Genomic DNA, 11,525 nt, shown 5'->3' on the forward strand with positions numbered 1-11,525 from the left:
CACTGAAATGGTTGGATTTTTCAAGCCATTTCGGTGAGTTTTCCACCCTCAATTGAATAAAATTCATATTCTACTTTGGTCCAATCCGATTGCACTCAAAATTGATTTATGTCAACGTCTGCTCAATAAACACAGAATAATTACATAACATCAACAGAGTAGTAGAAGTGATGACAACGACTATTAAACTTTCGCCAGTTGCACTGGCACTCTTTGCGTGCTCCGCCGCGATGGCCGAACAATCCAGTGAACAAAACATTGAGACTATTTCGGTACTGGGGTCCAAGGTATCCAACCGGACAGCCACCGAATCCACCTCTCCGATAGATATCCTGGATACCAATCAGCTCAACAAAGGCGGCTTTACCGAATTAGGTCAGAGTCTGCAATCCATCGCTCCCTCGTTTAACTTCAGCCGAACTCAAGTTTCGGATGGCTCGGATCTGTTCCGCCCGGCAACATTGCGGGGGCTGCAACCGGATCAAACACTGGTGCTGATCAACGGTAAACGGCGCCATACTCAGGCCATTTTTGGCCTGTCAGGCACGGTGGGTGCAGGCTCTGCCGGCACAGATATGAACTCCATTCCTATGATGGCCTTAAAAAATGTCGAGATCCTCAGAGACGGTGCTGCAGCGCGGTATGGCTCTGATGCGATTGCCGGGGTGATCAACCTCTCCCTGAACGACAGCACCGGAGTCACTACCGGCTTTGTTCAGGCCGGTTCAACCGGTGAAGGCGATGGGGATACGTATTCTCTGGGCCTGAACCGTGGTTTTGAGCTGGGTAGCCAGGGCGGCTTTATTAATGTCTCTGTGGAATATCGCGATGCAGATGGCACTAACCGGGCCGAACGAGATACCGGTGGCTCCTCTACTATAGCCCCGGGTAGCTTGTCTGATGAGGTGCGCTGGCGTCAGGGTAATTCAGAGAGCGAATTTATGTCGGTGTTTTATAACGCCGCGCTTCCGGTCGGTGATAAAGAGCTCTATTCCTTCGCAGGTTTCTCAAATCGGACAGCCCTGGGAAATGGCTTTTATCGCGACTTTAACCGTGCGGAGCGAAACATCCCCCAGATTTACCCGGATGGTTTCCTGCCCAGAATAGATAACGAAGCGGAAGATGTGTCGTTTGCAATCGGCCTCAAAGGCGATATCAACCCCGACTGGGCGTTCGATGTATCCAGTGTGTACGGCGAAAACCAGTACGACTATTCGTCATCCAATACCATTAATGCCTCTTATGCCGCTGAATACCTGGCGAATAACCCCAACGCATCGGCCCAGGACATTGCCAGCAATGCCGGACCCAGGGGTGGCTACTCAGGGGGGTTCAGGTTCGATCAGTGGACGACCAACCTGGATATCAGCGGTATTATTGACATAGACGGTGGCGAGCCAGTTTATCTGTCTGTGGGAGCAGAATACCGCAAGGAAAATTATCAGATAGTCCCGGGGGAAGTGGCGTCTTATGCATGTGGTTTATCTAACTCTGATAGTTCTTTCCCGTCTGTGATTGATGCCGAAGTGTTTGCCGATTGCGGTTTTCAGGCGTACCAGGGACTCAGACCAGATGCAGCCAATAAAGCCGAGCGCTCCAGTCATGCCGTTTACATTGAAGCAGAAACCCTGCTCAATGAAGACTGGTTGATAAGTGCTGCGCTGCGCTATGAAGATGTGTCGGATTCAAACGATGACACTATCTGGAAACTGGCAACCCGCTATGAACTGACTGAAGATCTTGCGCTACGTGCTGCTGCTTCAACCGGCTTCAGAGCACCGTCATTACAGCAATCCGGTTACACTGCCTTTACTACGACACTGGGTGGAGATGGCTCGCTGGCTACCTCCTATACCGCAACCGCCGGCTCACCATTTCCCGCAGCACTGGGTGTAGATGGCCTGAAGCTGGAGTCCTCTGATAACTACAACCTGGGCCTGGCCTGGGATGTCAGCAGTGATCTCTCTGTCACATTAGATTTCTATCAGATCAAGATTTACGACCGGATCAACCTGGGCAGCTTTATTGCAGTCAACAGTGATGAACTGGACGCTTTTCCGGCCGCCAACACCGCTTTAACAACCACAGGCGCAGTGCAGGGTAACTTCTTCTCTAACTCGCTGGACTCAACGACCCGAGGGGTTGATTTTATCGCTTCTTACTCCACGGCCGTTGCCAGTGGTGAGCTGGACATTACTTTTGCCGCCAATAAGAATAAAACAGAAATCGATGAAGTTAACGCGCCCGATGGGATCCCTGAAAACATCGTTTTGGATCAGCAAAGACGTTCATTCCTGACCCATGGTCAACCAAGGGAGCGGGCAACACTGACCTTCGATTATCAGCAAGACGACTGGAACGCCCTGTTACGCTTTAACTACTTCGGTAAAACTGAGGTCAGCTACTTTGCCGGTGGGCACATAGAACTGCCGGACTTCCTGTCTCCCACCAACAGCTGGCAACAAACCAGTGTGGTGGAGTCTGCAGTCCTGGTTGACGTCAACATGGGTTATCAGCTGACCGACAACATTAACCTGTCTGCCGGTATTGATAACCTGTTCGATGAAACGCCGGATGAACTGGGCGATGATGAGGTACTGAATTTCATTACCAATGGTGCCATGCGCTACCCATTACGCGCGTTGCCTTATGGCTTTGATGGTATGACGTATTACGCAAAAGTGAGCTTTAGCTTTTAACCATTACAGGGGGTGATGTGAATCACCCCCTGTATTTTAAGTGCTGATACACCAGTCGCCTCTGTCGGGAGATAGCTCAAGCTAACTGAGCAAATAACGTTCTATCCGTCCGATTTACAGCCACTCAGATGAAAATATCATCTATCAGTGTTGGGGCAGACTGTTCGGCTTAATCACGTATCACCAGCAAACTCACTCCTATCTCAACGCTTGTAAATTAAGGTCCGCGTATAGTTTACAATGCCTGGTCCACACTTTCTCTGTCTGCCTCAACATTATAAAAAGCGACAAACTTAACCTGCTTGCCATCATTCAGTGTATATCGATATAATAAAAATGAATAATATATTCCTGTGAGTTTATTTATATAGCCTCATTAATATCTCACAAGAGAGTAAATTTCTTTTCCCCTATCAACAACGCTTAACCGCAGATCGTTAAAAACAGATAAAAAACTCAGTGCAGATTATACCTGTTGCGCCTTACAGCTGTACCCAAAGAAAATAAAAAGCAATAAAAACATAAAGATACGAATTTTTTTCTTAATGTCATCAAAGCGTTTTTATTGCCAGCCTCTGTGCTAAAACCCCCACTTTTCATACAGACTTTATGACTAATACTTATTCATTATTAGCAACCACCATTGGTTATAATGTAACAAAACCACAACCAAAAATGACTTTGCAACCTAATTGACACATTTGTTAACTTTAATTATATTCACCCTCCCTTGTTTCATAGAAAAATAAAAAATGAAGAAACTGACATTTTCACTGATTTTACTAGGCATATTGATATCTTATTGGTTTTTTAATAAACCAAACACGGAAATTTCACCCGCTGAGCCTGTACTAAAAAGCACACCAAACGTTAATAAGCACGTTAATAATGTAGAAATCTTAATTGAACAAAGTTCGTCCAAGCAAAAAATTGAAGTTGCACCAGTCACAACAAAAGACGTCGCGCGTGACATTGAGCGCTTCCCACTCGATATTGGGGAAATTGCATCTCTTTCTGATGACGCCAAAGACGTGCTGATTAACGCCGGTGTACTGGCAAAAGATATTAGTGAAGAGGCCTATGTAGAGTTTAACCTTGCAGCCATGCAGCAACTGGAAGTGGGCGATACCTTTGACCTGACTATCCCTCAGACCACCGAAATGCACCGCGCAGAAGTGACTCAGGTGGATGTCTTTCCAAATGGCGACAAAAGCGTTTTTGCAACGGTCACCGGCTCAAATAACCGCTTTCATAATTCAGTGATGACAGTGGGCAGTGATGCTATTTACGGGCAATTCACAGTCCCTTCCGGCAATTACGTATTTGAATCCCATGGCAAGCATGGCTGGATTGCCGCCAAACGCGACCTTTATAAGAATCATGTAGAACACACGCCTCAGGCGCGTGCACCTGCAGAAGGGGCAAAAGATCTCTTTTCCCCGCCCATAAACACTCAAACAACAAGTAAGAAGTAAGGAAAATCAATATGAAAAAAGCAATTTTAGCGACGGCGCTCACCTTAGCCTCTGGATTAGCTCAGGCAAACACCATCGATATTGCCATTTTGTACAGTGATGAAGCAGCAGCTAAAACATCCAATATCCAGACAAAGATCAATCAGCTGATCTCGTTTTCTAATCAGGTTTATAGCAACAATAACATAAATTTGAAGCTTAACCTGGTCGCTTCAGATTCTATTGGTAGTGCACAGGTAACCGCTGATGAAGACTGGTTAAACGCGCTGACAAACAGCACATCCATCGCGCAATATCGTGATGCAAATAGTGCCGACATGGTGGCATTACTGGGTGTTGGCTCAGCAACGGGCAGTAACCTGATCAGCTGTGGTATTGCCTGGGTTGGCCAGGGCAGCAACGGTAATCTGTATCCGTCTCAGGTCGACAAAATGTACTCTATTACCGCGGTAGATTGCGGCGCAACCACCTTTGTACATGAGCTAGGCCACAACCAGGGCTTGACACACGCGCGCAGACAAGGAGACACCTCTGGCGGCGTATACACAGATGGTATGGGACATGGTGTCTATAATGTATTTACCAGTATCATGGCCTATCCGCATGTCTTTGGTAGCGCAACACAATATGACTACTTCTCAAACCCAAACTGGACAGCAAACGGCTATCCTTTCGGTGTTGAAGGCGAGTCATACGCCTGGAAAACAGTGAATGCAACCAAAGACGACATTGCTAATATGAAATAGAAAATAGCCTAGGCTATTGTTAGTTATAAAAAAGAGCGCTCAACGAGCGCTCTTTTTGTTTAGCCCGGTAAAGCGAAGCATTGGGGCTAAGAGTGTGGCACATGCACAGTAGAATACTGGGAGTGGGAAAGTTTGTAATATGTACTAACTCAAATCTGAGCTTACAGTTTCGATGAATAGAGTTGGATTTCATCTGACAAACCGCTCCGAGCGAAAGTCGGATGATCGTTCGGCTCATTTCTGGACAGAAATGAGCTAGAGTCGAAAGGACGGCTCAGTGCCAGAAGCGGATCTTTAATGCTATTTTCTTAAACTACGTTGGTCGGGGAAGTAGCGAAAACACACCTCCCGACAATAATGATAAGAAAGCCCAACTTACCGCGTTAATGTGTGACCCCATGATTACCTATTGGTTTTTTAGAGACTAAAAACTGCTTGTTTTAGTGAATACATCAATTATACAATTCAATGACTTAAAGAAACTTAACTACTACATACTGGGTCAGCGTATTTTGCGCGTTTAACGCTTTTTCAATGTATCAATAGTCGGACAAGGATGCTCGTTTTGCGCTATCTAATTTTATTTTTGACGTTCTCTATCGGATTGCTCAGCCCCTCAACATGTTTTGCTTCTGATGCAGCTAATCAAGCCGCTGTAAAATCTCAAACAGTAGTAGATCAAACTTGGCTGATTGGTCAGCTTATCGAGCTGCAAGCGAAGAGCGCAGAACTTGAAGCGACATTACAGTTACAGAATGTAAGCAGGAGCGATTTAAAAAGTGTCGAGGCAGAGCTAAATAGGCTGCAAGTTCAGCTTGTTGAAGTAAAAGAAAAGCTAACCGCACAGACTGAAAGCCAAGCTAAAGAACTGGCATCTTATGACCGTAGGATTGGCGACGTTAGTTGGAATACCAATATATGGGGTCTCATCCTGACTGTTTTTGGCGCTATCATTACAGTTGCTGCTATCTTTTTAGGTTTTACGGCTAAAAATCGTGCGGTTGCAGAAGCACAAAAAGAAGCGCAGAACTACATCAAAACAGAAAGTCGGAGTCTTCTTGAAGCACAAGAACAAAATTTCAAAGACGAGCTAAAAAAGCATTCGACTAAGTTTGACGAGCTCCACGGGCAACAAGAAATCCAAGGAAAGCTTATTCATGTGCAAACTATTTTTGATAAAGCACGAGAAGACTTTAATGACAAAAACTACGGATCTGCACTTTTAGCTTTTGAAAAGGTATTGGGTTATATCGGATCTAATACTGATCCAAGCTTGAAAGATTTCGCCTGCAGAGCGTTATTTGCTAAAGGACTAGCCCAAGGCCAGCTAAATCAGTCTGAGCAAGAAATCCAAACCTACAATGACTTGATCACTTACGTTGGTGACGACCAAACGCCGGCTTTGCAAGAGCAGGTTGTGAAGGCCATGCTCAACAAAGGTGTTACGCAAGGCCAGCTCAATCAGTCCGAGCAAGCCATCCAAACCTACAATGACTTAATCGCTTACGTTGGTGACGACCAAACGCCGGCTTTGCGAGAGCTGGTTGCGATGGCTATGGTCAACAAAGGCGTTAGGCAAGACCAGCTCAATCAGTCTGAGCAAGCTATCCAAACCAACAATGACTTAATCGCTTACGTTGGTGGCGACCAAACGCCGGCATTGCAAGAGCCGGTTGTGAAGGCCATGCTCAACAAAGGCCTAGCCCAAAGCCAGCTCAATCAGTCTGAGCAAGAAATCCAAACCTACAATGACTTGATCGCTTACGTTGGAGACGACCAAACGCCGGCTTTGCAAGAGCAGGTTGTGGATGCTATGCTCAACAAAGGTGTTACGCAAGGCCTGCTCAATCAGTCTGAGCAAGCCATTCAAACCTACAATGACTTAATCGCTTACGTTGGTGACGACCACACGCCGGCTTTGCAAGAGCAGGTTGTGAAGGCCATGCTCAACAAAGGCCTAGCCCAAGGCCAGCTCAATCAGTCTGAGCAAGCCATCCAAACCTACAATGACTTAATCGCTTACGTTGGTGACGACCAAACGCCGGCTTTGCAAGAGCCGGTTGTGAAGGCCATGCTCTACAAAGGCGTTAGGCAAGGCCAGCTCAATCAGTCCGAGCAAGCCATCCAAACCTACAATGACTTGATCGCTTACGTTGGTGACGACCACACGCCGGCTTTGCGAGAGCAGGTTGCGGTGGCCATACTCAACAAAGGTGTTACGCAAGGCCAGCTTAATCAGTCTGAGCAAGAAATCCAAACCTACAATGACTTGATCGCTTACGTTGGTGACGACCAAACGCTGGCTTTGCAAGAGCAGGTTGTGAAGGCCATACTCAACAAAGGTGTTACGCAAAGCCGACTAAATCAGACTGAGCAAGCCATCCAAACCAACAATGACTTAATCGCTTACGTTGGTGATGACCAAACGCCGGCTTTGCAAGAGCAGGTTGTGAAGGCCATACGCAACAAAGGTGTTGCGCAAGAACAGCTCAATCAGTCCGAGCAAGCCATCCAAACCTACAATGACTTGATCGCTTACGTTGGTGACGACCACACGCCGGCTTTGCGAGAGCAGGTTGCGATGGCTATGCTCAACAAAGGCGTTAGGCGAAACCAGCTCAATCAGTCTGAGCAAGCCATCCAAACCTACAATGACTTAATCGCTTACGTTGGTGACGACCACACGCCGGCTTTGCGAGAGCAGGTTGCGATGGCTATGCTCAACAAAGGTGTTACGCAAGGCCAGCTCAATCAGTCTGAGCAAGCCATCCAAACCTACAATGACTTAATCGCTTACGTTGGTGACGACCAAACGCGGGCTTTGCGAGAGCAGGTTGCGATGGCTATGGTCAACAAAGGCCTAGCCCAAGGCCAGCTCAATCAGTCCGAGCAAGCCATCCAAACCTACAATGACTTAATCGCTTACGTTGGTGACGACCACACGCCGGCTTTGCGAGAGCTGGTTGCGATGGCTATGGTCAACAAAGGCCTAGCCCAAAGCCAGCTCAATCAGTCCGATCAAGCCACCCAAACCTACAATGACTTAATCGCTTACGTTGGTGACGACCACACGCCGGCTTTGCGAGAGCAGGTTGCGGTGGCCATACTCAACAAAGGTGTTACGCAAGACCAGCTCAGTCAGTCTGAGCAAGCCATCCAAACCTACAATGACTTAATCGCTTACGTTGGTGACGACCAAACGCCGGCTTTGCAAGAGCCGGTTGTTAAGGCCATGCTCTACAAAGGCCTAGCCCAAGGCCAGCTCAATCAGTCTGAGCAAGCCATCCAAACCTACAATGACTTAATCGCTTACGTTGGTGACGACCAAACGCCGGCTTTGCGAGAGCAGGTTGCGATGGCTCTTAATCAAGCTGGGTTTACCTTGCTATGCCAGAGTAAGCCACTGATTCAGAAAAGTGAGTTTGACGGTGCCAACATACTCCTCAATCAAGCTTTAGAAAAATTTGAATTGGCGACTCGCGAGCGCGCCTCTGGTATCTGTATTGGCAACAAGGCATACGCCTTAGCGTTATTAGGTCAACTTGAAGGAGCCGAGCAGATGTTTGCGACGGCTTTACGCGCAGAAGTGAATGGAGGTGAAACATTGTACCAAGGCACGCTTAAGGATTTCGATATCCATCCTATAGAACAAGACAAAGCCTTCCGTGAAATCATTGAACAGCAGTGGGTCCTTTATCAGCAAGCGCTTAAAGTTTGCGACGAATAGTTTACTTGAAAGTGAAAAGTGGGTCGCCTCTTGCAACTTGTAGCATTAAAAAAACTAACGGCGACACCCTTTTCCCCTTTTATCACGCCTGAAAATAAGCAATGGATGAAATGAAAGGCGGGTTAATCCATGCATGGCCTAACCCGCCGTTTATGTTCACATCAATTGATTATTTGAAAATTAAGCATGACTTTAAGGGCATTGGGATAGTCCAAAGAGGGGCAAGCGACAGTCCCTCTTTGGTTGCCGTCGCCAACACTACAAAAAGCTGAGCAATGGAATCATGGTAAATGTTCAATTGCAGTACTTCTCAATGTAAAGACCAAAGATCTTCTATTTGCTTATTTGCGACGCTCGACTAAACACGTTTTGGGGCAGAAACGAGTTGCGCCTTTAGGTCCGCTTCTGGCACAAAGTACCTACTCACGGTCAGATTAGATTCAACCCTAAAAATCAGATCTGACAGTATCAAGTTAAGACTGATTCATAATGACCATAAACTGTCGTGCAACCCTGAGAGTATCTTCGACCTGAGCTTTAGCTTTGTTATTACACGGTATTTCTTGAGAACGCTCATGCATTTTAACATCGACAAATGTGTTGGCCCCACTCCCCATATTGTTCATTGGGTGTACAAGGATGAGTTGTCCAACTTTCTTAGACGCCGCTTCTAGTTCATTGCGTACATTTGGCTTTAAGTACTTACACTTTTCATCCAGATGGATACTAAGACGGTTATGTTGTTGCATTTCCACAATTTTATCAAAAAAAGCCTGCTCCATATCTGCAGAGCCTGCAAAACTTGCAGCAGATGTTAAGGCAGCAGCTGCCAATAGTAACTTTTTCATTAAGGACCTTTTTTCCTTGCAGTTATTGATAGTGTTTTAAAATGATTTTTGCGACATCAATTTTACTTTGAACGTATTTCTCGACATCTTCGTCGCAATTATATAACTCGGCACGATCTTTCATCGTCGCAGAGAGAAACGGGTTGCCCAGCGACTTAACCTGATTAAGTGGATGAAGCGTAATCTCATCCCCCAAAGCTTTAATGGCCTGATCTAGCAGCAGACGATCCGAGGAGCTTAAGAACTTACACTTATCATCGAGATGTGCAGCCAGGAAGCTATGCTGTTGTACTTCGACATACTTATCTAAGACTTCAGCTTCGTTCTCTTGGGACTGTGCCCCTAGACTTATTAGCAGTAAGGGGACAGCTAGGTACTTCATTTGCGGGTTCCTAAAATTTCAATATATTACGATGCCAGATTGGCGAACTAACCACCAAAACCGACAGCCGGAAGCTTCACCGGGTATTCTTGTTGGGTGCGTTGTAGGCCACGGATGTAGCCACGTTTTAATATTTCTACAATAAGTGATTATGTATTTGAGCTGGTTTTGAAAGTCAGGCTTGCTGTCTGCGTCGTAACCACCGCCAATGTACATTTGCTCAATCGAAGATTTTATCTTTGAGTAAACAAATAATTAGCTTGGCTATAATTAGCGAAGAATGAGCGCCAGTCAAGCGTGAGGCGTCCATTGTGATACACTTTTTTAGGTGTAAGCTACTAAACCGGTTCTTTACTTTAATTTTTAAAATTTTCTCACTGTATCGAAGACTTGACCAGATTCAGCCCCGTGTTTTTTGTAATGGCACTGTGGTTCATAATCACCCTCAGGGATAGCCATACGCACAAAAAGCTCATTTTGGCTTAAAGTGTTTAGTTCGCAATACGCATAATCGCTTGTTGAACTGTGCTGCTACCTGCACACCGTACCCGCAGGGATGGTTTGGTTTATGCTTTAGGGATTTGCTTTTAATGAGCAACTTTTGTTTTGACCCGCTTGTAGCCTAAACCGTTACAGCGTGACTCCCCCCTGCCTGGACAACATTATTCATGCATATCATTAGACCCATTTTTCCCATCTGGCAAGGTGCTGCAATCTAGGCAAAGCATCTATTACCAAGGTGCTGTCGGCAGCCACCATGCTGTGACTCAATACTGTGCACATCTGCAAAGAGAGCGGCGCCCCGACCTAACCAATTGTGAGCGCTTGCTGGGACAGCATAGCCATTATCTGAAGTACAAATGATGACTGCCTCACTCTGGCAGCGTTTAACAGTACCACAAAATATCAAGAGGCTGCTGCTTGAGCAGAAATTCCTCACACGTGAAGTCAGTTGCTTGTAACCTTTCACTTCTTTGTTCGACTTAACACTCGTATTCACTAAGGACCCATAAAAGGATGGATAATGCTGGGTGCCTCCCAAAATTCAATACTATGGCCTTAATCGTCATTTTCACTTGCAGCCACATAACACTTGATGCCAACCATGACCGCGCTTGCAATAGAAATCAAAAACACACTGACTTCGAAGTAAGGTTCGTCATACTCTCGATTGCTAATCACTAAATAGCTTACTAAGTTGAACACTAAAAAGGTGGCGCACTGCCAACAAAAAACGATTTCTGAGATGTGAACTTTTTTAGCACACATACTACTTCCGTTACTTTGTATGTCAGAAGTAGTGAAGCGACGAGCATTATTTCCATTATTACTCACTTATAAAACTGTAATCTGAGTAACCCCCAGATATTTATAATTCAATTTAATATGATGACCACACAAGGAACTACTTAATCTGTTTGACCCCATTTACTTCGTCAAAAAACCAACCGAATAAAAACACCACAGTTTCCAAGAGAAATATATGGGTGCTACAGTAATCCCTTCGTATTTTGGTAACGCTGGGTGATTGAGATGGACGCTCCTAAATCGGCGTCAATGCGCCAAACTGAGAGTGATATTTACAGTTAACAGGAGCATCCATCATGAATCAAGTTAGCACATTATCCATCGACTTGGCTAAAAACGT

At 45.8% G+C, this 11,525-nt stretch carries 6 protein-coding genes; 4 read left to right on the forward strand and 2 right to left on the reverse strand.

Translation table 11 applies throughout. The annotated features are described in order from the left end of the window. The first annotated feature begins 170 nt into the window (after positions 1–170). The 4 genes from MHN33_RS20165 to MHN33_RS20180 all read left to right on the forward strand — a co-directional run bounded on the left by MHN33_RS20165 (position 171) and on the right by MHN33_RS20180 (position 8,647). The gene (locus tag MHN33_RS20165) at positions 171–2,699 is read left to right on the forward strand and encodes a TonB-dependent receptor (RefSeq protein ID WP_239400764.1); all 2,529 of its coding nucleotides are present in this window, start codon (positions 171–173) and stop codon (positions 2,697–2,699) included. A 752-nt stretch (positions 2,700–3,451) separates the two neighbouring features. After that, entirely contained in the window at positions 3,452–4,174 is a 723-nt protein-coding gene (locus tag MHN33_RS20170; RefSeq protein WP_239400768.1) for a hypothetical protein, read from the forward strand. A gap of 11 nt (positions 4,175–4,185) precedes the next feature. Continuing rightward, positions 4,186–4,920, forward strand: coding sequence for a zinc-dependent metalloprotease family protein (locus MHN33_RS20175; protein ID WP_239400770.1), 735 nt, complete (start codon positions 4,186–4,188; stop codon positions 4,918–4,920). A 565-nt stretch (positions 4,921–5,485) separates the two neighbouring features. Next, the gene (locus MHN33_RS20180; RefSeq protein ID WP_239400772.1) at positions 5,486–8,647 is read left to right on the forward strand and encodes a tetratricopeptide repeat protein; all 3,162 of its coding nucleotides are present in this window, start codon (positions 5,486–5,488) and stop codon (positions 8,645–8,647) included. 473 nt (positions 8,648–9,120) lie between these two features. Here the strand turns inward: MHN33_RS20180 and MHN33_RS20185 are convergent, their stop codons facing one another. Together MHN33_RS20185 and MHN33_RS20190 are read right to left on the reverse strand one after the other, a co-directional pair. After that, complete coding sequence (locus tag MHN33_RS20185; protein ID WP_239400774.1) at positions 9,121–9,495, reverse strand: hypothetical protein; 375 nt, start codon at positions 9,493–9,495, stop codon at positions 9,121–9,123. Positions 9,496–9,517: 22 nt separating this feature from the next. Continuing rightward, on the reverse strand, positions 9,518–9,877 hold the full coding sequence (locus MHN33_RS20190) for a hypothetical protein (RefSeq protein ID WP_239400776.1): 360 nt from the start codon (positions 9,875–9,877) through the stop codon (positions 9,518–9,520). Positions 9,878–11,525: the final 1,648 nt, after the last annotated feature.

The organism is Pseudoalteromonas sp. OOF1S-7 (genome assembly GCF_022347765.1).
Lineage (GTDB): Bacteria > Pseudomonadota > Gammaproteobacteria > Enterobacterales > Alteromonadaceae > Pseudoalteromonas.

Bases quoted from the DNA above. Each gene is read 5' to 3' on its own strand.
- MHN33_RS20170 (WP_239400768.1), top strand. From the start codon at position 3,452: ATGAAGAAACTGACATTTTCACTGATTTTACTAGGCATATTGATATCT.
- MHN33_RS20175 (WP_239400770.1), top strand. From the start codon at position 4,186: ATGAAAAAAGCAATTTTAGCGACGGCGCTCACCTTAGCCTCTGGATTA.
- MHN33_RS20190 (WP_239400776.1), bottom strand. From the start codon at position 9,877: ATGAAGTACCTAGCTGTCCCCTTACTGCTAATAAGTCTAGGGGCACAG.
- MHN33_RS20185 (WP_239400774.1), bottom strand. From the start codon at position 9,495: ATGAAAAAGTTACTATTGGCAGCTGCTGCCTTAACATCTGCTGCAAGT.
- MHN33_RS20165 (WP_239400764.1), top strand. From the start codon at position 171: ATGACAACGACTATTAAACTTTCGCCAGTTGCACTGGCACTCTTTGCG.